This window comes from Microbacterium sp. SLBN-111 (assembly GCF_049739645.1).
Classification (GTDB): Bacteria; Actinomycetota; Actinomycetes; order Actinomycetales; family Microbacteriaceae; genus Microbacterium.
On sequence record NZ_JBMGQH010000001.1, the window covers coordinates 2,662,273 to 2,686,662 of the forward strand.

General features: G+C 69.7%; 22 protein-coding genes and 1 tRNA gene. 12 read left to right on the forward strand and 11 right to left on the reverse strand.

All coding sequences use genetic code 11. From position 1 onward, the window contains the following. Positions 1-55: 55 nt before the first annotated feature. Positions 56-583, reverse strand: coding sequence for a methylated-DNA--[protein]-cysteine S-methyltransferase (locus tag RKD05_RS12300; RefSeq protein ID WP_424710346.1), 528 nt, complete (start codon positions 581-583; stop codon positions 56-58). Between the two features lie 175 nt (positions 584-758). Here RKD05_RS12300 and RKD05_RS12305 point away from each other — a divergent pair, with 175 nt between their 5' ends. Beyond that, a complete protein-coding gene (locus RKD05_RS12305; protein ID WP_424710348.1) occupies positions 759-4,490 on the forward strand; it encodes an AAA family ATPase in 3,732 nt (1,243 codons plus the stop codon). Then, positions 4,487-4,717 carry a hypothetical protein gene (locus RKD05_RS12310; protein WP_424710349.1) on the forward strand — a complete coding sequence of 77 codons (231 nt, stop codon included), beginning with the start codon at positions 4,487-4,489 and terminating at the stop codon, positions 4,715-4,717. Before RKD05_RS12305 ends, RKD05_RS12310 begins: the two co-directional genes overlap by 4 nt. 109 nt (positions 4,718-4,826) lie before the next feature. Here the strand turns inward: RKD05_RS12310 and mscL are convergent, their stop codons facing one another. Genes mscL through RKD05_RS12325 form a run of 3 tightly spaced genes read right to left on the reverse strand, consistent with a single transcriptional unit; the run spans position 4,827 to position 6,179 of the window. Continuing rightward, on the reverse strand, positions 4,827-5,243 hold the full coding sequence (gene mscL / locus RKD05_RS12315; RefSeq protein ID WP_424710350.1) for a large conductance mechanosensitive channel protein MscL: 417 nt from the start codon (positions 5,241-5,243) through the stop codon (positions 4,827-4,829). Between the two features lie 43 nt (positions 5,244-5,286). Continuing rightward, positions 5,287-5,565, reverse strand: a complete 279-nt coding sequence (locus RKD05_RS12320) for an FmdB family zinc ribbon protein (protein WP_424710352.1) — start codon at positions 5,563-5,565, stop codon at positions 5,287-5,289. A gap of 17 nt (positions 5,566-5,582) precedes the next feature. Further along, on the reverse strand, positions 5,583-6,179 hold the full coding sequence (locus RKD05_RS12325; RefSeq protein WP_022880044.1) for a 5-formyltetrahydrofolate cyclo-ligase: 597 nt from the start codon (positions 6,177-6,179) through the stop codon (positions 5,583-5,585). A 66-nt stretch (positions 6,180-6,245) separates the two neighbouring features. Here RKD05_RS12325 and galU point away from each other — a divergent pair, with 66 nt between their 5' ends. The 4 genes from galU (at position 6,246) to RKD05_RS12345 (ending at position 9,286) form a co-directional block, all read left to right on the forward strand. Next, positions 6,246-7,136 (forward strand): UTP--glucose-1-phosphate uridylyltransferase GalU, encoded by an 891-nt coding sequence (gene galU / locus RKD05_RS12330; RefSeq protein ID WP_424710353.1) that lies wholly within the window; start codon positions 6,246-6,248, stop codon positions 7,134-7,136. Positions 7,137-7,150: 14 nt separating this feature from the next. Next, entirely contained in the window at positions 7,151-7,774 is a 624-nt protein-coding gene (locus tag RKD05_RS12335; protein ID WP_424710355.1) for a GNAT family N-acetyltransferase, read from the forward strand. Between the two features lie 166 nt (positions 7,775-7,940). Further along, a complete protein-coding gene (locus RKD05_RS12340; RefSeq protein ID WP_424710356.1) occupies positions 7,941-8,987 on the forward strand; it encodes a large exoprotein in 1,047 nt (348 codons plus the stop codon). Positions 8,988-9,210: 223 nt separating this feature from the next. Next, positions 9,211-9,286: transfer RNA gene (locus tag RKD05_RS12345), tRNA-Ala, on the forward strand. A gap of 63 nt (positions 9,287-9,349) precedes the next feature. Here RKD05_RS12345 and RKD05_RS12350 read toward each other — a convergent pair. From RKD05_RS12350 to RKD05_RS12370, 5 genes are all read right to left on the reverse strand, one after another. Then, positions 9,350-9,724 (reverse strand): hypothetical protein, encoded by a 375-nt coding sequence (locus RKD05_RS12350; RefSeq protein WP_424710358.1) that lies wholly within the window; start codon positions 9,722-9,724, stop codon positions 9,350-9,352. After that, on the reverse strand, positions 9,721-10,584 hold the full coding sequence (locus RKD05_RS12355) for a hypothetical protein (protein ID WP_424710359.1): 864 nt from the start codon (positions 10,582-10,584) through the stop codon (positions 9,721-9,723). The genes RKD05_RS12350 and RKD05_RS12355 overlap by 4 nt, the downstream gene beginning before the upstream one ends. A 26-nt stretch (positions 10,585-10,610) precedes the next feature. Continuing rightward, positions 10,611-11,402 carry a citryl-CoA lyase gene (locus tag RKD05_RS12360; RefSeq protein ID WP_424710361.1) on the reverse strand — a complete coding sequence of 264 codons (792 nt, stop codon included), beginning with the start codon at positions 11,400-11,402 and terminating at the stop codon, positions 10,611-10,613. Then, complete coding sequence (locus tag RKD05_RS12365) at positions 11,395-12,612, reverse strand: CaiB/BaiF CoA transferase family protein (protein WP_424710362.1); 1,218 nt, start codon at positions 12,610-12,612, stop codon at positions 11,395-11,397. Before RKD05_RS12365 ends, RKD05_RS12360 begins: the two co-directional genes overlap by 8 nt. A 153-nt stretch (positions 12,613-12,765) precedes the next feature. Continuing rightward, positions 12,766-13,584, reverse strand: coding sequence for an IclR family transcriptional regulator domain-containing protein (locus RKD05_RS12370; protein ID WP_424710364.1), 819 nt, complete (start codon positions 13,582-13,584; stop codon positions 12,766-12,768). A gap of 187 nt (positions 13,585-13,771) precedes the next feature. On the opposite strand from RKD05_RS12370, the gene RKD05_RS12375 reads away from it, so the two are divergent. Together RKD05_RS12375 and RKD05_RS12380 are read left to right on the forward strand one after the other, a co-directional pair. Next, positions 13,772-15,349 carry a bifunctional 3-(3-hydroxy-phenyl)propionate/3-hydroxycinnamic acid hydroxylase gene (locus tag RKD05_RS12375; protein WP_424710365.1) on the forward strand — a complete coding sequence of 526 codons (1,578 nt, stop codon included), beginning with the start codon at positions 13,772-13,774 and terminating at the stop codon, positions 15,347-15,349. 14 nt (positions 15,350-15,363) lie between these two features. Beyond that, complete coding sequence (locus RKD05_RS12380; protein WP_424710367.1) at positions 15,364-16,467, forward strand: alpha/beta hydrolase family protein; 1,104 nt, start codon at positions 15,364-15,366, stop codon at positions 16,465-16,467. Between the two features lie 24 nt (positions 16,468-16,491). Here the strand turns inward: RKD05_RS12380 and RKD05_RS12385 are convergent, their stop codons facing one another. Then, complete coding sequence (locus RKD05_RS12385; RefSeq protein WP_424710369.1) at positions 16,492-16,830, reverse strand: winged helix-turn-helix transcriptional regulator; 339 nt, start codon at positions 16,828-16,830, stop codon at positions 16,492-16,494. Between the two features lie 79 nt (positions 16,831-16,909). On the opposite strand from RKD05_RS12385, the gene RKD05_RS12390 reads away from it, so the two are divergent. The 4 genes from RKD05_RS12390 (at position 16,910) to RKD05_RS12405 (ending at position 23,513) form a co-directional block, all read left to right on the forward strand. Beyond that, positions 16,910-17,566, forward strand: a complete 657-nt coding sequence (locus RKD05_RS12390; RefSeq protein WP_424710371.1) for an FMN-dependent NADH-azoreductase — start codon at positions 16,910-16,912, stop codon at positions 17,564-17,566. Positions 17,567-17,727: 161 nt separating this feature from the next. Further along, positions 17,728-21,615 carry an NACHT domain-containing protein gene (locus tag RKD05_RS12395; RefSeq protein ID WP_424710372.1) on the forward strand — a complete coding sequence of 1,296 codons (3,888 nt, stop codon included), beginning with the start codon at positions 17,728-17,730 and terminating at the stop codon, positions 21,613-21,615. A 246-nt stretch (positions 21,616-21,861) separates the two neighbouring features. After that, positions 21,862-22,584 (forward strand): hypothetical protein, encoded by a 723-nt coding sequence (locus tag RKD05_RS12400; protein ID WP_424710374.1) that lies wholly within the window; start codon positions 21,862-21,864, stop codon positions 22,582-22,584. Next, the gene (locus RKD05_RS12405) at positions 22,581-23,513 is read left to right on the forward strand and encodes a ThiF family adenylyltransferase (protein WP_424710375.1); all 933 of its coding nucleotides are present in this window, start codon (positions 22,581-22,583) and stop codon (positions 23,511-23,513) included. The genes RKD05_RS12400 and RKD05_RS12405 overlap by 4 nt, the downstream gene beginning before the upstream one ends. 85 nt (positions 23,514-23,598) lie before the next feature. Here the strand turns inward: RKD05_RS12405 and RKD05_RS12410 are convergent, their stop codons facing one another. Continuing rightward, positions 23,599-24,381 carry a TetR/AcrR family transcriptional regulator gene (locus RKD05_RS12410; protein WP_424710377.1) on the reverse strand — a complete coding sequence of 261 codons (783 nt, stop codon included), beginning with the start codon at positions 24,379-24,381 and terminating at the stop codon, positions 23,599-23,601. Between the last annotated feature and the right edge of the window lie 9 nt (positions 24,382-24,390).

Below are 24,390 nucleotides of genomic sequence, written 5' to 3' on the forward strand. Positions count from 1 at the left end.
CGTCGGACCGGGCGAGGCCGTTCCGATCGCTCTGGCGGTCAGCCGCTACGCCTCGCTATGCCGGCGTCCGCAACCGATCCGCGACGCCGTTCTCGAGATCGAGAAGGAAGTGCTTCACCTCGGGGTGCCCGCCGTACTCGCCGATCGACCCGTCGGCGCGCACGACGCGGTGCACCGGCACGACGATGGAGAACGGCGAGTTGGCGCACGCGGTGCCCACGGCCCGCGCGGCGCCGGGGGAGCCCGCCATGATCGCGACTTCGCCGTACGACGCGACCTCCCCGTACGGGACACGCCGGACGGCCTGCAGCGCGTCCCGGGTGAATCCGGTGACGAGGCGCCAGTCGAGAGGGATCTCGAACGTCCGGCGCTGACCGTCGAAGTATTCGTCCAACTGGGCGATGGCATCCCGAGCGGGTCCTGGATCGGGGTCGGGAACGACGCCCAGGCGGTGGGCGATCGCGGCCCGCGCGACGTCGACGCCATCGTGGGCGACGTCGAGATGGACCAGGGCGTCGTCGAGGAACGTCAGGAGGATCGGGGCGAACGGGCCGTCGTACACGGTGCTGGTGGCTGTGCTCATTCCCTCATCCTCATCACGCCGTTCCGACGCCGCAGCGCGGCGGGCACGATCGGTGGATGGATCCGCGAATCGGGCCACGGGGGAGGAAGGGCCGATCGTCCGGCGTTTCGTGCAATCCCGCGAAACTCGGGCCTGCTGCGCACCATCCACGGGTGCCCGGCATAGTCTGGCAGGTGTGTGGCGAGCTGAGGACGGCGTCGTGACGGGCGCCGAGGGCGACGTTCCGGCGTCGATCGATCCGGGCGAGCTGCGACTGTCGGAGCCCGGCATCGTGGTTCGTCACGTCGCCGACCCCGAACGCCAGCGCATCCGCGCGGAGGCCGCGGCCCTGGGTGGCCGCTCGACGCTGCTGCGGTTCGACGATGCCCGCGACGCCGGCATCGACATCACGAAGGCCCACCCCGGCTCGCTGCCGCAGTTCATCATCGGGCGCGCGACGCTGCTGTCCAACCTCTTCCGCGACGAGGTGGCCCTGCGCACCGCGCGCATCGCCGCCGAACGCATCACGGCGAAGAACGTCGAGCTGCGCACCGCGCGCGGACTCGAGCCGGTGCACCTGGCCGTCGGCCTGGCCGCGTGGAAGATCGGGGGAGTGGAGTGGTCCGCCCCCGTGCTGCTGCGCCCGCTCGCCATCCGCCGCCACAACGGCGACTTCGAACTGAAGCTCCACGGCGCGTTCGTCATGAACCCCGAGCTCGCCCGTGCGTTCCGCACCCACCTCGGCATCCAGATCGACAGCACCGCCCTCGCGGGCCTCGCGTACGACCAGGGCGTCTTCAAGCCGCAGCCGGTGATCGACCACCTGCGCCGTCTCACGACCCACGTGCCGACGTTCGTGGTCCACCCGCGCCTGATCATCTCGTCGTTCACCGACGTGGGATCAGGGATGGCGCGCGAGACGGAGCACCTCGACGCTCCGCTGCTCAATGCGCTCGCGGGCCACCCGGACGATCGCGCCCGCATCATGGTCCGGCCGGCCGACCCCGTGCTGACGAGCCCCGATGAGCGGACGCCCGCGGCCGACACCCTCCTCCTGGACGCGGATGCCGAGCAGGAACGGGTCCTCGCGCGGATCGCCGCCGGCCATTCGCTCGCCGTCCACACGCTTCCCGGCACGGGCGGTACGCAAACCGTCATCAACGCGATCGGCCAGGCGGTGCACGCCGGCAAGCGCGTGCTCGTCGTCAGTGCGCGTCGGTCGACGCTCGACGGCATCCGTCATCGCCTCGCCGGTGTGGGGCTCACGGGCCTGGCGGTCTCTCCCACTCACGTGCGCCGCGATCTCATCCGCGCGATCGGCCGCAACGAGAAAGCGGAGCAGCCCAAGGTCTCCGAGATCGACGACGCGCTCGTCCGCCTCCGGACCGTGCTGCGCGACTACCGCTCGGCCGTCACCGAGCCGCACCTGGCACTGGGGGTCTCAACCCTCGACGTCCTCCGTGCGCTGACGGCACTGGCATCCGTTTTCCCTCCGCCGTCGACGACGGCCCGGTTCGATCTCGCCACGCTCGAGCGTCTGGCGGGGCGCCGGGACGCCGCCGCGAAGGCTCTGGCCACGGCGGCGCGGCTCGGCGAGTTCCGCTTCGGGCCCGACGACTCGCCGTGGTACGGCGTCAGCTTCACGCGGACCGAAGACGCCCGCGCCGCGCACGACCTCGCCGGCAAGCTGCACGCGCAGGACGTCCCGCGGCTCCTCGAGCGCGGATACGAGCTCATCGCGCAGACGCGCATGCGGCCGTTCCAGACGGTGTCCGAGCTCGGCGCGTACCTCAAGCTCCTGCAGGGGATCCGCGAGTCGCTCGACCGGTTCAGCCCCACGGTGTTCGAGCGTCCGCTCGGCGAACTGATCGATGCGCACTCGCCGCGCCGGGATTCCTCGGCGATGAGCGGTCCCAACCGTCGTCGCCTGCGTCGCCTGTCGAAGGAGTACGTGCGCCCCGGTGTCCATGTGCCGGATATGTACGACGCCCTGGTCCGGATCCAGCAGCAGCGCACCGAGTGGCAGCGCGTCGTCGACGCCGGCGTGACCCCGGAGGTTCCGCTCGGACTCGCCGACGTGCACGTCGCCTGGCAGCGCGTCGACGCGATGCTCGGCGAACTCGACCAGATCCTGGGTCGCCAGGGTTCCGACCGTCTCGCGACCCTGCCGGTCCAGATCCTCGTGCGCACGCTCGCCGGTCTCGCGGCCGAGTCGACGTTCTTCGACAACCTCGTCGAACGCGCGCAGCTGCGCGGTGAGCTCGCCCGCCTCGGCCTCGAACAGCTCCTCGTCGAGCTGTCGGTGCGGCACGTCCCCGAGGACCGCGTCGGCGACGAGCTCGAATTCGCCTGGTGGCAGTCCGCCCTCGAGCACCTGCTGCGCAGCGATCGGGCCCTCCTCGGCGCGAACACGAGCGTGGTCGATCGCCTCGAGCGCGACTTCCGTCTGGTCGACGAGGCCCACGCCGCCGCGGCCGGTCCGCTCCTCGCCGCCGAGCTCGCGAAGCAGTGGCGCATCGGGATCGTGGATCACCCCGACGAGGCGGAGGCGCTGAAGAACTCGCTCAAGGACGGACTGCACAGCGCTCACGAGATCGCCGAGGCCGCGCCCACGCTGCTCCGGACGCTCGCGCCGGTGTGGCTGGCATCCCCGTACGAGGTTCCCGACGTGCCGACCGGTCTCGCGTTCGACACCGTGATCATCGCGGATGCCGGAGCCCTGTGCCTCACGGAGGCCACGCCGGCCCTGCTGCGGGCGCGTCAGGTCGTGCTGTTCGGCGACCCCGTGATCCAGAAGCCCACGCCCTTCCGCGTCAGCGCGTCGCTGGTTCCGGTTCCGGACGACGAGGCGGACGACGTCCCCTTCGATCACGTGTCCGTTTTCGAGCGGATCGCGGAGCTGCTCCCGGTCGAGACCCTGACCCGCAGCTACCGGGCAGGTGGCGAGGATCTCGCGCAGCTCGTCAACGACGCCTTCTACGGCGGCGAGATCGTGTCCCTGCCTTGGGCAGGCTCGTACCTCGGCCGCGGGAGCCTCAGCGTCGACTACGTCGAGAACGGCGTCGGCGCCCCCGACCCCGTCAGCGGCGCCGTCGAGAGCCCGGATGCCGAGGTCGCCCGCGTCGTGACCCTCGTCGTCGAGCACGCGGTCAACCGCGCGTCGGAGTCGCTCATGGTCGTGACCGCGAGCCGCAAGCACGCCGAGCGCGTCCGCGCGGCGGTCGAGGCGGCGCTCGCCGGACGCTCCGACGTCGCGGCCTTCATCTCGCGGGATGCCGCGGAGCCCTTCGCCGTGCTGACCCTCGAGGAGTCCGTGGCCGAGAGCCGCGACCGCGTGGTGTTCTCGCTCGGTTTCGGCCTCACCCGGCACGGGCGCGTCCTGAGCGACTTCGGCGACCTGTCGACGCCCGACGGGGAGCGGCTGCTCACGGTCGGCATGACGCGCGCGCGGCGCTCGATGGTGATCGTCTCCTCGATCCGTCCCTCGGCGTTCGACGACGGCCGTCTCGAGCACGGCGCCGCGACGCTCATGGGCATCCTCGGCAATCTCGCCGGTCGGGGCCGCGAGTCGCGGCTCGAAGACCTCGCCGACCCGCTCACCCGCGCGCTCGCGCGCGAGCTGCGGCGGCTCGGCATCGAGGTCGACCTCGACTATCGCGGGCTGCTACCGCTGGTCGCGCGGTACCGCGGCAAGGCGGTCGTGGCCGAGAGCGACCCCGAGACGATCGGTGAGACGCTCCGCGAGACGCTGCGGTTGCGGCCGCAGATCCTGCGGCGGCTCGGCTGGCATTACGTGCGCGTGCACGCGTTCGACCTGTACAGCGACCCCGCGGGCGTGGCATCCCGGATCGCGGAACTCCTCGGCGCCGCCCCGGACGACTCCGCCGCTCCCGGCACCACCACCGAGCCCCTCGACCTGAACGGGTGAGCACGGTGGCCCCGACTCCGGATGCCACCGACCCCGCTGCCTCCGCGAACGAGCGCCAGCCGATCGTCCGCGTCCGCGGCGCCCGGCGCGCGCGGCTGCTCCCGGCGCCGGGGACGAGCGCGGAACCCGCACCCGCGGACGACCGCAGCAGGGAGCGCCCGTCGGCACCCGCGGCATCCGGTCCCAACGACGCGCAGCTTCTGCGCGACGTTCCGCCGCACTACTGACGCGCGCGCCGCCCCCGGATACGCGAGAAACGCTTCCCACGGGAGGAAACGGCGCGACGGGCCGTTTCCTCCCGTGAGAAGCGTTTCTCGGTGAGGGTGGTGGGGCGACTCAGCCGCGGGGCTGGCGCTCCAGCAGGTCGCGGATCTGCACGAGCAGCTCCTGCTCGGTCGGGAGCTTCGGCTCGTCGGTCTGCTCGACCACGCCCGCCCGTGCCGCGGCGCGCGCCTTCCACCGGTTCATCGGGAAGACGAAGACGAAGTAGACCACCAGCGCGACGGCGAAGAAGCTGATGATCGCGGTGAGGAGCGACCCGAGCGGGAACACGACCGTCTGCCCGTACAGGCCGGTGATCTCCGGACCGAAGTCGCCGTTCGCGTTCGGCACGTAGAACACTTCGATGAGCGGATTGATGATCGCGCTGACGATCGCGTTGACCACCGCGGTGAACGCCGCTCCGATGACGACCGCGACCGCGAGGTCGATGACGTTTCCGCGGAGGATGAACTCCTTGAATCCCTTGATCATGACGAGGCTCCCTTCCAGCCGCGTCACGCAGGGTCGGCGAAGGTCAGGATGCCGGGGTGGACGCGGTCTTCGTCGACTCAGACGACGATGATGTCGAAGATCCGCCCGTGGTTCCGGATGCCGCGCCGGACGACGCCCCATTCGATCCACGCGAGTCCGTGCGGTAGAAGCCGGAGCCGTTGAACGTCACACCGATCGAGCCGTACTGCTTGCGCAGTTCACCGCCGCACACGGGGCATTCGGTGAGAGCGGCGTCCGAGAAGGACTGCACCGCGTCGAAGCGGTGGCCGCACTGCTTGCAGGCATAGGCGTAGGTGGGCATTCGGTTTCCTTCGGTGATCAGGCGTGGGAGCGGTCGATCGTGACCGTGCGCGTGGGGGTGACGATGCCCGAGACAGGCTGGTCGTGCACGTCGCGCGGCACGTCGTCGACGAACTCGGAATCGAAGATGACGGCGTACACGGGCGGGCACTTCTCGATCGATCCGAGGGTCTTGTCGAAATAGCCGCGGCCCCAGCCGAGACGCATTCCGCCCCGGTCCACAGCTGCCGCGGGGACGACGAGCAGATCGACGTCGTCGACCGCCATGGGCCCGAGCACGTCGCCGACCGGCTCGGGCAACCCGAACAGACCCTCGGCGATCTCGGCATCCGGAGTCGCCACCGACCAATCGAGCAGGCCGTCCTCGCGCGTGATGGGAAGGAGGACCCGGATGCCACGCGCCACCGCTCCGGCGACGAACGCGTGCGTGCCCGGTTCGGTGGTCGTCGACAGGAAGCAGGAGATGCTGCGGGCGCCGAGGCGTTCGACGAGGGCGTCGAGCTGCTCCTTCACGCCGGCCTCGGCGACTTCGCGCCCGTGTGCGGAGACGGTCTGGCGTCGTTCGCGCAGGTCGGCACGGAGTGCGCGTTTCGCCTGCTCGATGCTGTCGGGCATGCCCTAAGTGTACGGGGGTGCGCAATTGGTAACAGCGCTGTCGCACCGCACCAGTAGGGTATGCGCATGCCTAACAAGCCCTTCAAGGCCGTGATCCCGGCCGCAGGACTCGGTACTCGCTTCCTTCCCGCCACGAAGGCCATGCCGAAGGAGATGCTCCCGGTCGTCGACAAGCCCGCCATCCAGTACGTCGTCGAAGAGGCGACGGGCGCGGGCATCGATGACGTTCTGATCATCATCGGACGCAACAAGAACAACATCGCCAACCACTTCGACTCGATGCCTGAGCTCGAGACGAAGCTGCGCGAGAAGGGCGACCACGACAAGCTCGCCAAGGTCGAGCACTCGTCCGACCTCGCCGACGTGCACATGGTGCGCCAGGGCGAGCCGAAGGGCCTCGGGCACGCGGTGCTCCGCGCGCGCAGCCACGTCGGCGACCACCCGTTCGCCGTTCTCCTCGGCGACGACCTCATCGACGAGCGCGACCCGCTGCTCGAGCAGATGCTCGCGGAGTACACCAAGCGCAACGCGACGGTCATCGCCCTCATGGAGGTCGACCCCGAGCACATCCACCTCTACGGTGTCGCTGCGGTGGAACCGACGGAAGACGAAGGCGTGGTCAAGGTGACCCAGCTCGTCGAGAAGCCCAAGGCCGAGGACGCCCCGTCGAACCTCGCCATCATCGGTCGGTACGTTCTCGGACCCGACGTGTTCGACATCCTGGAGCACACCCAGCCCGGCAAGGGCGGCGAGATTCAGCTGACCGACGCGCTCGAAGAGCTCGCGAACGGCGGCGGCGACGGTGGCGGCGTGTACGGCGTCATTTTCCGAGGCCGCCGCTACGACACGGGCGACCGTGTCGACTACATCAAGGCCATCGTGCAGCTCGCCGCCGACCGCGAAGACCTGGGCCCGGCCCTCCGTCCGTGGTTCAAGGAGTTCGCGGCGGGTCTCTGACCCGACGGGATGCCATGGATCTCTCCGTCCCACGACGGCACGGCGAGGTGTCGATCCGTCTCATTCGTAACCGCGACGCGCGCGTCCTTCAGCAGGAGCTGATCGACAATCGCTCGTGGTTGCGACCGTGGGAGGCGACGAGCCCGGACGGGCCCGTCTCCTTCGACATGCGGCTCGGCATCCGCCGTCTCCTGCAGCAGTATCGCGATGGCCTCGGCGTGCCCTTCGTTATGGAGTGGAACGACGAGGTCGCCGGTCAGCTCAACGTGTGGGGTGTCTCGCGGGGCTCCCTCGCGTCCGCGACGATCGGATACTGGGTCGCCGAGGAGTACGCCGGCCGTAACATCACGACCATCAGCGTCGCGATGGCGACTGACGTCTGCTTCACCGAGCTCAACCTCCATCGCGTCGAGATCTGCATCCGGCCCGAGAATCACGCGAGCCTCCGCGTGGTCGAGAAGCTCGGGTTCCGCTACGAAGGACTCCGTCGCCGCTACATCCACATCGACGGTGACTGGCGCGACCACTACTCCTTCGCTCTCGTGCGCGAAGAGGTGCCGTACGGCGTTCTCGACCGGTGGGACCGGGGCCAGGTACCGCCGGACGCAGCGACCATCCCGCCCGCCGACCGGCTGTAGTCTCCCGCGCTGCGGGTGCGGGCGGTCCTGACGCCGAGACTGCATCGGGCTGACGAACCCGCGGCGCGCTGCCGTGGCCTTGTCGGGCGGATGCAGTCTCGCGATTCGCGGGGCGACACGCGGACGGATGCCGAGCTGTGACCTCGGCGTGACCTACCGTGGTGCCATGGGTGGACAGGTTCTCGGCGGCGGGGTGATCGTTTTCGTCGCGGTCGCGCTGTGGTTGGTGTACCTCCTGCCGTCGTGGCAGAGCCGGCACCGGTTCACGTCGGCCGAACGCAACGCCGTGCGACTCAACCAGGCGCTGCGCGTTCTCGCCGAGACCGCGGAGACGCCGCGGGAAGTCCACCTCGAACTCACGGCCCGCACGGCGCACCAGCAGCAGAAGATCGCGCGTCAGGTGCAGGCGCAGAAGGCGCAGGCCGACCTCGCCGAGGCGAAGGCCCGGCTCGAGGTCGCGCGTCTGGAAGCAGCCCGCGACCGCGATCTCGTCAAGGAACAGCGCGCGGCAGCGATCGAGCTCGCCCGCGCCGAGCGCGCCGCGGCGGTCGAGGTCGCCAAGGCCGAGCGGGCAGCGGCCCTCGAGAAGACGCGTGCCGAGCAGGCCGCCGCCGTCGAGCGCGCGCACGCCGAGCGTGCCGCCGCGGTCGCGCGGCCCGAGCTGCGCCGCGCCCGTGCGCGCCGACGTTTCCGCCTGGCCACCACGGTGTTCGCGGGCCTCGGTATCGTCGCGGCGGTGGCCGGTGGCATCCAGGTGTCGTTCGGCGCCGCGCCCGTTCTGCTCGTCGTCGGGGGAGTGGCGGTCGTTCTCGGTCTCGTCGTGCTGCAGCGTCTCTCGCGCGTCGCGGCGCGCGCATCGGCGCGCCCCGTGGCAACGGTGGTGCAGCGCGCCGCGGTCGAGGTGCAGGACTTCGGTGCGACAGCACCCGCTCCTCGTGCGACGTGGACGCCGCGCGAGCTTCCGCGACCGCTCGTCGCATCGGCGGGTTCGCGCGCTGCGGCGACCGTCGACGAGCAGCTCGCCCGCGAGGCCCTGCGCGCGGCGGCCCGCGAACAGGTCGCCCGCGAGATCGCCGCCGCTCAGGCGCCGACGCCGATCGAGGTCGCACGTCCGGCCGCCGTCTCGCCGTACGCGTCGATGGGCTACGTCGATGACGCCGAGATCGAAGACCACGTGCGGCAGCTCCTCGAGCGCCGCGCGTCGGGTCAGTAGCGGCGCGCCCGCCTGGGTCGCGCCGATCTGCACGACCGAAGCGTCACGCGCGCCGATTGCCGCGACTCAGCGCGGGCGTGCGCCGCGCGTCGAATCCCGGTGGCGCCAAAGTGCGCACGGCGGCGTCACGTCGTGCAATATTGCGCGACTGAACGCGGCACGCCCGGGAGGTCGGCCGGGTCGGTCGGGGCGAGGGGTGCGTGATAGTGTTGTCGAGTTGTCCGGGCCTGTGGCGCAGTTGGTAGCGCGCCTCGTTCGCATCGAGGAGGTCAGGGGTTCGAATCCCCTCAGGTCCACCAACCGCACAACGGCGCCTCTCCCTTCGGAGGGGCGCCGTTGAGGTTTTCGGAGATCGCCGTGCGTCAGAGCGCCACGGTGGGGTAGTCCTTCCCTAGCCAGTGCGACAGCTTCGACGCGTACTCGCGCTGGAACGACAGGGGGCCGCTCTGCGCGATGTAGTCGTCGTCGTAGATGGCGATGAAGATCGTCAGGGTGAGGAAGAAGTGCGCCCCCATCTCGAACAGAGCGACGTAGTCATGTTCGATCAGGGCGGTGCGCTCCCGGTCGGTGAAATCGAGCCAGCTGGTGGTCTCGACGCTGTTGTTGGTCCCGAGACGTCGGCCGTATTCGTCCTCCCATCGTTGGACGAGAGCGGCCGGATCGGCTTTGTACGCGGCGAGGAGGTGCGGGTCGCCGTCCACCTGATAAAGGAACTTGTTGACGTAGTACCTGCTCATCGGGGGTCTCCTTCCGGGTACCAGGTCATGTACATCTCGCGGGTGTGGAACAGGTCGAGATCGTCGACGTAGGAGGCGTCGATGGGGCCGGCGATGCCGAGCATGAGGATCAGGTCCATGAATCCGTGCGTGGCGTTGCCCGCGTTCGTCATGCTCTCGTGAGTGACGTTCTCGAGGATGGCGTCGATGTCGCCCGTCGCCAGCCACTCGATCGCCTGTGTGTCGAAGGCCGGGTCGGGTCCGGTCTCGCCGAACATCCGCGGGCCCCCGAGCTCGAGCGAGAGATGGCCGCTGCCGACCGCAGCGATCTTCTTGTCGGACGGGTACTCGTCGATGATCGACCGGATCGCGCGGCCGAGGTCGTAGAACCTCTTCGGGCTCGGGAGGGGTGGCGCGAAGATGTTGGTGTAGATCGGCACCACGGGAAGATCCGCCTGCGGGCGGGTGGTGATGATCGGGCAGATGATCGAGTGGTCGATCTTGAGCTCGTGGCTGATGGAGAAGTCGAATCCTCGATCGAGGAGTCCCTGGAACATGAATCCCGAGAGGTCCTCGTGCCCGTCGAGGACATATCTCGGGATGCCGAACTCGCGCTCTTCGTTGTAGAAGGTGGCGTCGTACCGGGGCTGCTTGCCGATGAGGAACGTGGGGTAGTTGTCGGCGAAGAACTGGTGGAAGTGATCGGCACCCACCATGACGAGGATGTCCGGCTCGGCTGCCGTCAGGGTCTCGCGGTAGGACTCGACCTTGCGCTTCCACTCCGCGGCTTGCGGGATGCGTTGCTCGGGCGGGGTGAGCTCGGTGGCCTTCAAGAAGAACGGATGGTGTGTCGTCGCGAGGACTGCGGAGAGGTGCGCCATTGAAATCTCCTGTCGTGGGGTTCGGGTCAGAGGTCGGCGCGGGGCGCGACGAAGCGCGCGTTCCGGTCGACGGAGTGGTAGACGTCGGGGCCGATGGGCGATCGCTGCTCTTCCGCGATCTGTCCCACCAGGCCGGCCGTGCGAGCGAGAAGGGAGAAGCCGCGCAGCATCGACACCGGAAGACGAAGATCAGCGAGAGCGGCTCCCGCGATGCCCGCGCCGTTGAGCGGCAGGGTGCGTCCGAGGATCTCCGGATGCACGCGACCGAACGCTTCGAACAGTCGCATGTGCGGCCCCCGCACACCCTCCTCCGTCGCGATGCGGATCATCGCGGGGACGCGGGGATCGCCGGATTTGTGGACCGGGTGGCCGAGGCCCGGCACGAACTTTCCGGAGCCCTTCACCTCGGTGAGAACCGAGCGGGCCGTGTCGTCCCACTCCTCGTCGGTCCAGGTGCTGGTGTCTCCCAGACCCTCGACGATGCGGTGGAGGAACGTGCCGGTGTCCTCGGTCACTCCCAGGAACCGGGATCCGCCACCGAGCAGGCCCGCGGCCACGGCGCCCTGGATGGAGTCCGGCGCACTGTAGTAGGTCAGGCGTGCGGCGATCGCGGTGGGGGTGAAGCCGTGGTCGGCGAGGGAGACGAGGACGGCTTCGAACAGTCGCACTTCGCCCGCGGAGGGGCGTCGCTGTGCCACCATCCAGAAGGCGAGTTCGCCGAACCCGACCTTGCCCATGAGATCGTCGGCGACGTCGAGTCCCATGAGCGTGATGCTGTCGGCATCCGAGGTCCCGAGAGACGTCTCGTACTCACTCATTGCTGTCCTCCGGAGTGTTCAGCCAGGCGCGGATCTCGTCGTTGTCGGCGCCGAGCGCGGGTGCGGGGGAGACGTAGCGCGGCGGAGTGAGCGAGAAGCTGATCGCGTTCCGGATCATGGGGATCGCGGCATCCCCTTCGCCGACGTGGACGACCGGATCCAATCCGAGCCTTTCCGCGAGGGCGACGCCACCATCGATGGTGTTGATCGGCCCGCACGCGACGCCCGCGTCGGTGAGGATGTCGAACCAGTCGGCGATGGTACGGGTCGACAGTGCCTCCACGAGGAGCGGGCGGAGTTCGTCCCGGTGATGGTTGCGATCCTCCGTCGTGCGGAATCGCGCGTCGTCGGCGAGCGCGGGGACGCCGAGCGCCGACGCGAGCTTCCCGAACTGCGCATCGTTGGCGGCGACGATGACGATCTCCCCGTCGGACGCGGGCAGCGGCTCATACGGGAAAAGGCTGGGGTGGGCATTGCCCATCCGGAAAGGAATCCGACCACCGGCCACGTAGGTGGAACTGTGGTTGGCCATCGCCGCGAGAGCGGTCGAGAGCAGATTCACTTCGATGTGCTGGCCGAGACCGGTGGCGTTGCGGTGATTCAGCGCGGCGAGCACACCGATCGTCGCCTGCATGCCCGTCATGATGTCGAACACCGACACGCCGCTGCGGTACGCCTGGCCCTCCGGGTCGCCGGTGAGGCTCATCAATCCGGAGGCGGCCTGGACGACCAGGTCATAACCCGGCAGTGAGGCCCCGCCGGCGGATCCGAACCCGCTGATCGAGGCGTAGAGGACCGCGGGGTTCGTCCGGCTGACGGAGTCGTAGTCGAGGCCGAACTTCCGCAGCCCACCCGGCTTGAAGTTCTCGATGACGATGTCGGCGCGGCGGGCGAGTTCCTGGGCCAGTTCCCGGTCCTCCTCGTCGCCGAAGTCCAGCACCACGTCGCGCTTGTTCCGGTTGATGCCGAGGTAGTACGTGGACACCCCGTCGCGCTCGGGCGGCGCCCATCCGCGGGTCTCGTCTCCGCTGGGAGCCTCGACCTTGATGACGGTCGCGCCGAGGTCCGCCATGATCTGGGTGGCGAAGGGGCCCGCGAGCACCCGCGAGAAGTCCGCCACGAGGAGACCGGAGAGGGGGCCGGGTGGGCCGGTCGGCCGGCCGTCGAGGTCGACGGCTTCGAGGACCGTGCGGGTCGAGGATTCAGACATCGTCATCCGATCGCATTTAGCGGACATTCGTCCGTCAAGCGGACATGCCCATTGAATCCGACGACCGTGGCAACGTCAAGCGAACGCCGCACACGGCTTCCGGAACGCTCGAGCTCTGGTTGCCCGGGGCGCGTCGGACCACTGACCGTTCGGTCAGAGAACCCGCTGCGCCATGTCGGATGCCGACTCGTAAGGACGCGCCTCGAGGCGTGCCCAATCTCCGGAGATCGCCGACGCCGCCTTCAGGAGCGCCGGGAGATGTCGAGACGTGAGTTCCTCGACGCTGGTCTCCGCCGCGTGGACGGTGACGTTGACGGCGGCCTTCACGACGCCGTGGCCGTCCCGGACGGGCGCGGCGATCGAGCGCACGCCCGGTGCCAGCTCCTCGTCCGCGAGGGCCCACCCCTGGGCGCGGACGCGACTCAACTCGCGCGCCAGGTCCGCGCGATCCCGGGGGGCGATCACGACGTTCGAGTGGCTCGGGGTGGAGAGCGTCTCCGTCAGCGACGCCTCGTCCAGGGCGGCGAGCAGCACCTTGCCCTGCGAGGTCACCACGGCGGGGAACCGCGTGCCGATCTCGACTCGCAGCGCGATGATCTTGGGGACCGCGACGCGTGCCATGTACACGATGTCCGATCCGCTGAGCTGCGCCATCGACGACGACTCGTTCGTGTGCCGGACGAGCTCCTCCAGGTGGGGGCGGGCGGCATCCCACAGGCCCAGGGAACTGATGTAGGCGTAACCCAGATCGAGGACTCGCGGGGTCAGTTCGAACTCAGACCCGCGCTGACGAACGAAGCCGAGCTCCGTCAGTGTCAGGAGGAGGCGGCGCGCGGTGGGGCGCGCGAGTCCGGTCGCCCCCGCGACGTCGGCAAGGCTCATGCGCGGCTGTTGCTCGGAGAAGGCCGCGAGAACGTCCAGCCCTCGGGCGAGTGCTTCGACGAAATCGGACGATTCTCCGCGACCGGCCATTCTGAGCTCCCTCGCCGTCTACCCCTGATCTACCGATGTTCGCACACTCGGCCCGCTGGGGCCGGTGTCGGGTTGACAGGCTGCGCAATCCGCTCCACAATCGACGCAGACCGCAGAGCGGACATGTGTCCGTATGCGAAGAAGGACGGTGTCGAACCGTCAACCTCAAAGTGGAGGGCACATACCCGTGAGCGACAACGAAGCAATTCACGCCACCGACGTCGACGTCATCGTCGTCGGCTACGGACCGGTGGGGCAGATGGCATCCGTCCTGCTCGGTCAGGCGGGCCATACGGTCGTGGCCGTCGAACGTCACGCGCAGATGTACGGTCTGTCGCGCGCCGGCCACATCGACGACGAGATCATGCGGCTGCTGGACCGGGTGGGCGCCGGCGAGGAGTTCCGTGAGGATGCCGTGGAGTGGGAGCTCTACGACATGCGCAACAAGGCCTTCGGCGGTGATCTGCTGATGAGCTTCGACTGGTCTGTCATCGGACCCCACGGCTACCGCTCGCACTGGATCTTCTACCAGAACAACCTCGAGCTCGCCCTCAACCGGCAGGTCGAGAGGACCGGCAAGGTCGAGGTGAACTTCAGTACCGAGCTGGTGCGGTTCGACCAGGATGCCGAGGGCGTCACCGCGTACGTGCGCGACCGGCAGAGCGGCGAGGAACGCGCGGTGCGCGCGAAGTACATGCTGGCGGCCGACGGGGCGAACAGCTTCGTGCGGCGCTCTCTCGGCATCGAGGCGAAAGAAGGACACGTCGGCCCGAACCAGCTCGTCATCGACACCCTGCAGAAGCGCGATCTCTCGTTCGAGTTCGACAACGGCCAGTTCGCGGACCCGGAGCGTCCCGGATGCCTCTTCCAGCTCGGCAAGCACCACCGCCGGTGGGAATTCACGCTCGCCGAGGACGAGGATCCCGGCGACTACACGATCGACACCGTCTGGGAGCTGCTCAAGCCGTGGGTCGGCCCCGAGGACGTCGAAGTGCTGCGCTGGCCGATCTACCGATTCCGCGAATCGATGACCCAGGAGTGGCGCCGGGACCGCATCTTCCTCATCGGCGATGCCGCCCACACGCTCTGGCCGTTCGCCGGGGAGGGGATGTGCAACGGTCTGCGCGACGCCGCCGCCATCACGTGGCGTCTCGACCTCGTCCTCCGGGGGATCGCTTCGCCGCAGGTCCTCGACAGCTACCAGGACGACCGGCAGCCGAACATGCAGGGGTGGATCGACTACTCCCGCGAGATCGGCCTGCCCTGCATCATCATGGACAAGGATGCCGCCGCCGGGCGCGACCAGTTCCTCTTCGCCGTGCAGCAGGACCCGTCGCTGATGCCTCCGGCGACCGTTCCTCCCGGCCCGACGGCGTTCTCCCGCACGGACGACCCCACCGCGGGACTCACGGCGGTGCAGGGCCGGGTCCGCGCGGGCGGGAAGGTGGGGCTCCTGGACGACGTCGCCGGGCGGGGATTCCAGCTGATCGCCACCTCGCAGGAGGTCGTCGATGCGCTGACGGAGCGCGAACGTGCCGGGCTGGACCGCATCGGTGCCAGCATCATCGTGATCGGCGAGCCCGGATCCGGCGCACCGTTCGAGGACGTCGACGGGACGTACCGCGACTGGTTCGAGTCGCTCGGGCGCGTCGCCGTCGTCGCTCGTCCGGACTACTACCTGTATGGTTCGGCGATCGACCGCGACGACGTCCACGGCCTGGTCGGCTCGCTCGGCGACGCGCTCGGCGTCAACGTTCCCGCGTAAGGAGATTCCCCGACATGTCAGAGCAGGATGCCACCCCGCCCTGGAAGGCCGAAGCGGAGGCGCACAAGCGTGCCATGCCCCTGCAGCGGCTCACGGGCAACGGGATGGACTACGCCGATGTCGTCGAGCTGTACCGGCTCGTCGACGACGGCACACCCTGGTCTGACGCCGCGGAGCGGCTCGGTGACGTCAACCGCGCCCGCGCGGAGGACGCCGTCGACGCCGGACACCGGGCGACCGCGATCAGCTGGTATCGGGCTGCCGCGGCCTGCTACCGCGTGGGGCAGGTGCCGCTCCCCGACGACGCCGAGCAGAAACGGCGCATGTACCGGAAGCTCATCGACGACTACGGCGCAGCGGGCGCGCTCGAGGATCCGCCCGTCGAGCACGTCGAGATCCCCTGGGGGAGCGGAGCCCTGTGCGGCTGGCTCCTGCGCCCCCGGGGGGTGCCGGCCCCGGCGACCGTCATCATCATGGGCGGGTTCGACGGGTGGCGCGAGGAGTACCACGTCGGTGCGACCTACCTCCGCGATCGCGGTATCGCCGCGCTCCTCGTGGACGGGCCCGGTCAGGGCGAGACGCGGCTGTTCCAGGGCATCACGATGGACCACGACGTCGACGCGGCCTTCTCGGCGATCATCGACTACCTCATCGCCGACGGCCGCGTGGGGAGCACCGTCGCCATCTGGGGGAACAGCATGGGAGGGTTCCTGGCCGCGCTCGTCGCCAGCCGCGACCCGCGTGTCGCCGCGTGCGTCGTCAACGGTGGGACGAACCGCCCGGCCGAGATCCTGGACCGGTTCCACCGGTTCACCGCCAAGATCCAACCCCTCCTGGGGATCGACGACCCCGAGGCGGCGACCGCCGCGATGAACGAGTACGTCCTGACCCCCGAGGATCTGCAGCGCCTCACGAGTCCGCTGCTCGTGCTGCACGGCACCCCCGACCGGGTGTTCCTCGTCGAGAACGCCCGCGCGCTGTTCGACGCGGCGGGCGCAGAGGACAAGACCTTCCTCGAGTGGCCCGACGGTGACCACTGCATCTACAACCATTCGCACGAGAAGCACGTGCGGGTCGCCGACTGGCTCGCCGACCGCCTCGCGCCGGACGCTCACTGAGCGTCGCGGCACGTCGTCTCGGCGTCAGTGCACGGGCATCAGGTTCTCGCGCGCCCACGCGCCGAGCTGATCCAGTACGGGCAGCAGCTGCCGTCCCGCGTCGGTGAGCTCGTAGGACACCGAAACGGGCGGACCCGGCTCGACGCGGCGCTCGGCGAGACCGGCCGTCGCGAGCTCCGCCAGGCGGTCGGAGAGCACCGCGTCGCTGATGCCGGTGACCGCTCGTCGCAGGCCGACGAAGGTCGTGGCTCCGGCGCCGAGCGACGACAGGATCATGCCGTTCCAGCGCTTGCCGAGCACCGAGAAGGCGAGCGTGACGGCGGCGTCACAGGGGCCGTGCTCGGCATCCGAAATCTCGGGCATGACTCCATCGTACGCGTGCTACAGTCTCGCTAGTCGCTCTCTTTTTCATAGCGACTATCCATTTCGTGATTGGAGCCCCATGTCCCTGTTCCGCCTGGATGCCAGCATCCTGCCCGCATCGAGCGCGAGCCGGTCGCTCGCCGACCTCGTCGAGCAGGAGTGGGTCGCGGCCCACCCCGACTCGGTCGTCACCCGACGCGATCTCGCCGTCGACCCGGTTCCGGCGACGGCCTGGGCGGATGCCGTGACCGGAAAGTTCGTCGCACCGGAGGAGCGCACCGAGGGCCAGCGCGCGGCGGAGGCGCTCGCGCAGACCTTCGCCGACGAGCTCATCGGCGCGGACGCGCTGCTGTTCGCCGTGCCGCTCTACAACTACGGCGTCTCGCAGCACTTCAAGACGTGGTTCGACCTCGCCTACACCGATCCGCGCATCGACCCCCAGGGCACCGCGCTCCGCGGCAAGCCCGCCACGCTCGTCACCGTCCTCGGCGGCAACTACGCCCCCGGCACGCCGAAGGAGGGCTGGGACCACTCGACCGGCTGGCTCCGCCGCGTTCTCGAGGACGTGTGGGGACTCGACCTGCGTGTCGTCGAGCGTCCGTTCACGCTGGTCGGCGTGAACCCGGCGCTCGATGCGTTCGCCGACACCGCACTCGCGCTGAAGATCAAGGCCGAGGGCGACGCCGTGTCGTACGGCCGCGAACTGGCCGCGGCGAAGTCCGCTCCCGCCGAGTGAGGGCACGCCGAGTGACCGGGACACGTCCGGTCACTCGGCGCCCTTTCCGCCGCGTCCCCGCGCAGCGCCCGCCGGTGCGGAAGCAGTCCGCACGAGGGAACGTGGGACTGGCCAGAATGTGTGCATGACACCGTCGCTCCTCGTCTCGGCATCCTGGCTCCGTGGATAGGGCGGAGGCGGTGGCCTCGGGCCCCGCGTTGATCCATTTCGCCGTGCACTACGCGGAGTCTGCCGACTTCCCGCTGGAGGAGCTGTTCTTCCAGGTGCCCGAGGTCGCCGACCTCTTCGCCTCGACGGACATCTCGCCGCACACGGCGGAGGCATGGAGCCGCGACCCGTTCACTCTGCTGAAGCGATTCCGCGACGAGCTGGAGCGCGCGGAGCGCGAATCGCCGTCGAACTCGAACCCCTCGAAGTACCGGCGGCTCAGTTCGCGGGAAACGGCGATCATCGTCGCGCGGTTCCTCACTTACGAAGCGCCCACCGCCGCCGCCGATGCGAAGTCGAGAGATCGACTCGCCGCGCGCCAGCAGCAGATGATGGAGCTCCCGGACCGCGAGACTCCGGGGATCCGCCGCTTCGGCCTCGGCCGTCCCCGCGCGGGGAAGGGCGAGTTCTGGCGCGACTTCGAAGCAGAGCTCCGCGCGTACATCCTCGAGACGCAGCGCGCGGCCCGGGCCGCGGCGCTCACCGCTCTCCCCGAGGCGACCAAACGGATCCTGGGGTACGGGGAGCGGTACGCGGACGACCTCGGTCGGCGTCTCGTGGGCGACCTCCCGGGCGGGCTCGATCCGAGGGACCTCTACATCGAGCGAGAGTGCGAGACGGAGCTCGTCGAGCTGATGCGGGGCGCCCCGCATCGGCTCGTCGCCCTGTCCGGGGAGGCCGGAACGGGGAAGTCGAGCATTCTGTGGAGCCTCCGCCGCAAGCTCGCCGACGCGGGCTTGACGCCGCTGCTGATCTCGGCGACGTGGATGACACCGGGCGGAGCCGATCGGTTGCTCGAGGTCGAGGACGTCGTGCAGCACGCGCTGCAGATCCGCGCCGCGAACATGACGCCGGTCGTGTTGCTGGACACCGCCGACCTGCTGCTGCACACGGAGGGGCTCATCTACCGGACCACCGATCTCCTCCAGCAACTCTCCGGTCTCCGGATCCGGGCGATCCTCACGGTTCGGCCGAGAGAGCGAGAGCAACTCCGCGGCGTCTTCGAACGGAAGCTCGGGGATTACACCGCGCCCGAACTCGACAACGCGGTCCGAGTGCTGATGCGGCGGTACTTCCCGAAGCTGTCCGTCGAGGTCGGGCGGGACCTCGTCCGTCGGGTGGAGACGCGCGGGCTTCCGATGACGGCGGTGCTGCGCTCGCCGATCCAGCTCCGCATGCTCTTCAACACCAGCGGGGGACGGTTCCCGGGTGTTGACTACGACGTCACCGCGCTGTACGAGCGGTACTGGGCGACCCGCATCGTCCGTGACGACCGCGGCGAGCGCGTGCCGATCGCGCAGGACTTGAGCCCCACGGCCGGCCGACTCGGCATCCTGATGGTCGCGGACGCGACACCGGTCGTGCGCGACCGACGGGTGTCGGTGATGCTGGATGCCGTTTCCTATCCCTCCCCGCTCCGGGACGGGGCCGCGGGGATGGACGATCTCGCGCGTCGCGGGGTGCTCCGTCGGGGTGAGGAGACGTGGGAGTTCGCGCACCAGACACTCTTCGAGTTCATCGCCGCCCGCGCTCTGGTGACCCGGAACGCGGATGCCGCGGCATCCATGCTCCTCGCGCATGTGCTCGCCCACCCGTACGACCTGTTCACGGCAGCGGTTCTCGAACAGGTCGTCATCCTGTTGGCGCGCGAGGAGGCGACCCGACCGGCCGCCCGCGCGATCACGGGAACGCTGATCGGCCAGCCGCACGCCTCGCTCCGCCCCATCGGGGTGATCGGCTGGTTGCACGTCCCCGGAATGGACATCCCGGACGCGCGATCGATCGACCAGGAGACCGCTCGCCGACTCTTGGCGCACCTTCCGCAGGTGCAGGCGATCGACACGGACCAGGCGCTCGCGGTGCTGGGGGCCGTCTGGCGAGACCACCGGGACGTCGCGCACCGGCAGCTCGTGGCGTGCCTCGCCATCCTCGTGCAGCGCTGGCCGGAGAGGATCGGCGAGTTCGTCGTCGCGGAGCAGATCATCCCGACGCTCCTGGCGACCCAGCGCGACAGCTACCGCCAGTCGATCTCGCTCGTTCAGCTCGCCGTCGGTGTCGCGACGAGCCATCCAGCCGCGGCGCGCGATCTGATGCTCCATCTCCTGCAGGAGCTTCCCGAGGTGACGGGGTTCCTCCGGACGATGGCGGGCATTGCGGGACGCTGGACGGAACTGGAGGGTGGGGAGGAGTACGCCGCGTCCGTCGTGCGGGCGGCCGCAGCGGCGGTGCGGCGGTTCCCCTCACGCCGTCGCGACCTCGGCGTCGCCGCCGGCGGAGTCGTCCACGCGCTCCGCCACCGCCGCTTCGCCGCGCGGCCGCCCGCCGCCCGCGTGGCGGACTGGGAGAGCTTCGCCGCGGACGTGTTCTCGCGGATCGGAAGCACGGCTCCCACGATCGCGGATGCCGCGGACCTCAACGCCGTGGCCCGGCACCTGATCTCCGCGGATGTGTCGGAGCGGGACCACGTCGTCCGCATCCTCGACGGACTCTTCGCCCTCGAGCCGGTCGACGGTCCATTCCAGATGGTCGGATCGTTCCTCGTCGCGATCGTCGCGGAGGACGGCATCGCTCGTGCGCATCTCGTCGACCTGCTGCACGGCGTCCTCGCCCACGGGCTTCCCGCCACGGCGAAGACCGGCAGGACCCCCGCTCAGCGCTGGGCGATCACCGCGCGCGCGGCTCTGCTCGACCCGGACACCCCCGAGGCGTTCGTCGCCCAGGTCGCGACGGGCCTGTTGATCGGCGCGCCGGACTTGTGGCGAGAGCCGGCCTATCTCCTCGCCGCGGTGTTCCCCGCGGCGATCGGGGGAGACCTGCGTGCCCGCGCGCTCCTCGCCGACGTCGCCGGACGCCCGGGCGCCCTGCACCCGCCGTCCGCTCTGGATCCTTCGGTCGTCAGCGACTTCTTGCAGGCCCGGGCTGACCTACGCCCACCGTTCCGTCGCCGTCGCCGAGTCGGTGGTCGCCGTCGCGGTGGCAGCCCGCCGGACGGGCATCATCGCGAGCGTCGGTGCGTCCGTGCGTGGGGCGTTCGCGATCCAGCGCCGCCGTGCCGATATCGAAGCGCTGCTCGAGGCGATGCTGCACGGCCCCGACAACGATCAGAGCGCCGCCTGCGAGGCCTGGAAGAAGCTGCAGGGCAAGGGCCTGCTCACGCCGACGGTGAAGCGGATCGGCGACGCGATCGACCTCGTGCGCGATCCGGGTGCCCTGGCATCCCTCATCGAAATGCTCCCCGCCGCGGTGCGGGAGGATCTCTCGCAGGCCGAGACGGCCCTGTCGCTCATCCACCGGAAGGTGCTCGACGAGCTGCGGGGCGGGAATGGATCGTCGCTCTCCGACTCGCACCAGCGGACGGTGGATGCCGCCTTCGATTCCTACCGCGCGATCTTCGCCGCCGCGGCGACGCCGGAGGGGTGGGCCCACCTGTGGGACCTCGTCCTGCGCCCCGCGCTCCGCGGAACCGGGCGGGTCGAGTCGGATCGATTCCGTCAGGTCGTGGCCTACCTCCACAACCTGCTGAGCCGGTATCCGGATCATCGGGGCGCCGCAACCGACGCGTTCGTCGTCGCCGCAACCTGGGCGGGCGCGAATCTCAGTGCCACGCAGTCCAAGAACGTCGGCAATCTCCTTCGCAGCGTCGCGGCGCGGCTCCTGCCGGACGGCGGGGACTCCACCGTGCACCTCCTCCGCGCGGCCAACGACTTCCCCCGCTTCCTGGGGAGGTTCGTCGTGCGCACCGCCGTCACGTCGGGCAGTCGGTCGCAGGTCGAACGGCTCCTGGCGGACGGGGCCTTCGATGCCGTCCTCTCCGCCCACGCCGTCGAGTGTCTTCGGGGTGACCGTGAAGTGGGTGCGCGCCCGATCCCCGAACTCCTCACCGGCACCACCGCCTGACGCGGGAAGCAGTGCCCGGCCGGTCGATTCCGGACGAATGACAACGGCCACCGCGTTTTGACAGCGGTCGCCGATTCTTGACCGCGGGCCTGACAGCGCCCGTCACCGCGCCCTTTCGAGGGTGGGTTCCTCACCGACACCGGAACCTCCGAACCGCGCCGCGGGGAGGGGTTCCCGAGAGGAACACCACCATGAGCACCATCACGAGAAGAGTGCCGAACTCCGCGGTCACCCCGTTGGTCCGCGCGGATGTCTTCGCCGACCACCCGACCAGTCGCTTCGCCGTCCGGGCACTGGGGCGCGGACTGCACGCCGATCCCTTCGGCGTCGCCGCTCTCGAGCTCCGGACACGCGTGTACACCGAACAGACCCACATGCTGGACGAGAACGATCTGATCGGCGGTCTCGACATCGACGACGACGACGATCGTTCCTACGGGTTCCTCGCCATGGAGAACCGGCCCGACGGACCCCGCGCGGTGGGGTACACGCGCGTGATCGAACGTCTCGGTCGCGACCGCCGCCCGCTGCCGGCCGACGCCCTCTACGACCTCGATCTCGACGGGGAGGGCGTCGAGGTGTCGCGCTACATCTCGCGTGTCGGCGACGCGGACGGTCAGGCGCAGGTCCTGCGCGAGATTCTGCGGCCGACGATCGCCCACATCCGGCAGCGGGGGATGGACGACCACGTGTACGCCATCGTCGAGCCGCCGCTCGCTCGGGTCCTCCGGATGATGGGCGTGGGCGTGACGGAGGTGAGCGAACCCCGGCGGATCGAGGAATACCGGGGCGTCAACCTCGCCATCCGCCTCGACCCCATCGTCTCGGCCGCCCACCTCGGCGGGCTCGCCGAGATCGACGGGCTCGACGTGTCGGAGGGTGCCATGCACTTCTGGGGTGAGGTCGGGGCATGACGGCGTCGACCCCGGGAGGTCCTGCTGCCCCGGAGTTCCGCAGGAACCTGGGCTTCTGGCACCGGGACGAGCAGGCGCTCCTGCAGGGCGCGACCATCGCCATCGCGGGCGCCGGGGGAGACGGTCACGACCTTGCCCTGGCCCTCGCGATGATGACCGGCGCCGCCGAGATCCGCATCGCCGACCCGGAGACCTTCGTGCCGGAGAACTCCAACCGGGTCGCGTGGGCCGACACGGGGAGCTACGGCCGACGCAAGGTCGACGTGCTGCGCGAGAGCATCGAACGCATCCGCCCGCGCACGCGCGTGGTCGCCTACCCGGAAGGCGTGACGGTCGACAACGTCGACGCGTTCGTCCGGGGTGCCGACCTCGTCCTCGACGAATCCGAACTGCACTACCTCCACGTCGGAACGGCGCTCGCTCGTACGGCGCGGCGCTACGGCATCCCGAATCTACTGGTGATGAACATCGGGTTCGGTGCCATCGCGACGTCGTTCGCGCCCGACAGCCCGCACACGTTCGAACGGATGATGGGGCTGCCCGAGGGCATCTCGCTCGCGGAGGCCGCGGAGCGGACGGCGCCGTTCGACCGGTGCGTGCCGTACCTGCCCCCGTACGCGCATCTCGACACGTTCCGTGCCACGGTCGCGGGGGCGCCGCTCCCGTCCGTCGTGCAGGGCGTCAAGGCCGCGGTCAGCCTCGGCGCCACGGAGGCGTTCCTCCACCTCACGCACCGCGGTCGAAACCGCCGCCGATCGCCGGTCTTCGCGCCGCGGTGGGCATACCTCGACCCGATGACGATGCGCTCGGGGCGCATCCGCTGGGCCCGCGCCCACCACTGGGCCGGGCTCGCGACGCTGGCGACGCGCTCGTTCCTCGGCGTGAATCCCCGCGCGTCCTACGCGGCCGAGGCGCCGAACGGAGGCTGACACCGCCGGGAGGAACGACAGACCCCGGATGCCATGGCATCCGGGGTCTCGTCGTCGTCGGCGGTCGCGATGTCGGCGAGCCGGCTCAGTTGTCGTGCGGCTCGAGGTCGACGAGGGCTTCAAGGATGCCCCAGAAACCGAGGGCGGCGGGATGCCATTCGACGAGCTCCCCGTCCAGACCGGGCTTCTTGATGATGGTGTCGGCCAGATCGGGGTTCACGAGACGCCGCTGGGCGAGGCCTTCCACGACCGCGGCGCCGAGCCCGGCCAGCAGTTCCGCCGAGGCGCCAGGCAGGAACGAGAATCCGAGTCCGCTGAGGGCGGCGCCGTAGAACTCCGCCGTGCGCGCGATGAACATGTTCTCGGTCTCTTGCAGGGCTTCGACGAGGCGCGAGCGGGTGTCCTCGTCGGCGAGACTGCTCGCCGACGCGACCAGCGTCACGTGCGTGCGCCACCCCACCGACTCGCTGAAGTGCTCGAAGTTCATGCGACCGGCGATGCGGACGGCCTCACGCAGGACGGCCACGCGACCTTCGTGGGAGACCAGCAGGTGCTGGTTGTCCATGATGACGGCGTTGGCCGCCACCTGCGTCTCGGGGTAGAACATCGCGTCGTGGGACTCCGACGACGTCGCCAGCTCCACGAGCAGGTCGGCGAAGAAGCGCTCCTTGGCGGGCCAGAGCCGGTAGAAGGTGCTGCGGGGGAGCCCCGCCGTCCGGATCAGATCCTCGATGCTCAGATGCTCCAGGCTGACGGTCAGCCCTGATTCCGCCAGCATGGACAGCGCCGTCGCCAGAGCCGCCTGTCGCGTCTCGTCGGCCGGCTGTCTGTTGGCGCGCCCGGAGGCGCCCCATCCTGGAGAACTCATTCCGCTATT

What these genes read in the sequence shown, in the direction of transcription:
- RKD05_RS12300 (WP_424710346.1), bottom strand. Translation starts at nt 583, where the DNA reads ATGAGCACAGCCACCAGCACCGTGTACGACGGCCCGTTCGCCCCGATC.
- mscL (WP_424710350.1), bottom strand. Translation starts at nt 5,243, where the DNA reads ATGATCAAGGGATTCAAGGAGTTCATCCTCCGCGGAAACGTCATCGAC.
- RKD05_RS12320 (WP_424710352.1), bottom strand. Translation starts at nt 5,565, where the DNA reads ATGCCCACCTACGCCTATGCCTGCAAGCAGTGCGGCCACCGCTTCGAC.
- RKD05_RS12325 (WP_022880044.1), bottom strand. Translation starts at nt 6,179, where the DNA reads ATGCCCGACAGCATCGAGCAGGCGAAACGCGCACTCCGTGCCGACCTG.
- galU (WP_424710353.1), top strand. Translation starts at nt 6,246, where the DNA reads ATGCCTAACAAGCCCTTCAAGGCCGTGATCCCGGCCGCAGGACTCGGT.
- RKD05_RS12335 (WP_424710355.1), top strand. Translation starts at nt 7,151, where the DNA reads ATGGATCTCTCCGTCCCACGACGGCACGGCGAGGTGTCGATCCGTCTC.
- RKD05_RS12340 (WP_424710356.1), top strand. Translation starts at nt 7,941, where the DNA reads ATGGGTGGACAGGTTCTCGGCGGCGGGGTGATCGTTTTCGTCGCGGTC.
- RKD05_RS12350 (WP_424710358.1), bottom strand. Translation starts at nt 9,724, where the DNA reads ATGAGCAGGTACTACGTCAACAAGTTCCTTTATCAGGTGGACGGCGAC.
- RKD05_RS12355 (WP_424710359.1), bottom strand. Translation starts at nt 10,584, where the DNA reads ATGGCGCACCTCTCCGCAGTCCTCGCGACGACACACCATCCGTTCTTC.
- RKD05_RS12360 (WP_424710361.1), bottom strand. Translation starts at nt 11,402, where the DNA reads ATGAGTGAGTACGAGACGTCTCTCGGGACCTCGGATGCCGACAGCATC.
- RKD05_RS12365 (WP_424710362.1), bottom strand. Translation starts at nt 12,612, where the DNA reads ATGTCTGAATCCTCGACCCGCACGGTCCTCGAAGCCGTCGACCTCGAC.
- RKD05_RS12370 (WP_424710364.1), bottom strand. Translation starts at nt 13,584, where the DNA reads ATGGCCGGTCGCGGAGAATCGTCCGATTTCGTCGAAGCACTCGCCCGA.
- RKD05_RS12380 (WP_424710367.1), top strand. Translation starts at nt 15,364, where the DNA reads ATGTCAGAGCAGGATGCCACCCCGCCCTGGAAGGCCGAAGCGGAGGCG.
- RKD05_RS12385 (WP_424710369.1), bottom strand. Translation starts at nt 16,830, where the DNA reads ATGCCCGAGATTTCGGATGCCGAGCACGGCCCCTGTGACGCCGCCGTC.
- RKD05_RS12390 (WP_424710371.1), top strand. Translation starts at nt 16,910, where the DNA reads ATGTCCCTGTTCCGCCTGGATGCCAGCATCCTGCCCGCATCGAGCGCG.
- RKD05_RS12400 (WP_424710374.1), top strand. Translation starts at nt 21,862, where the DNA reads ATGAGCACCATCACGAGAAGAGTGCCGAACTCCGCGGTCACCCCGTTG.
- RKD05_RS12405 (WP_424710375.1), top strand. Translation starts at nt 22,581, where the DNA reads ATGACGGCGTCGACCCCGGGAGGTCCTGCTGCCCCGGAGTTCCGCAGG.
- RKD05_RS12410 (WP_424710377.1), bottom strand. Translation starts at nt 24,381, where the DNA reads ATGAGTTCTCCAGGATGGGGCGCCTCCGGGCGCGCCAACAGACAGCCG.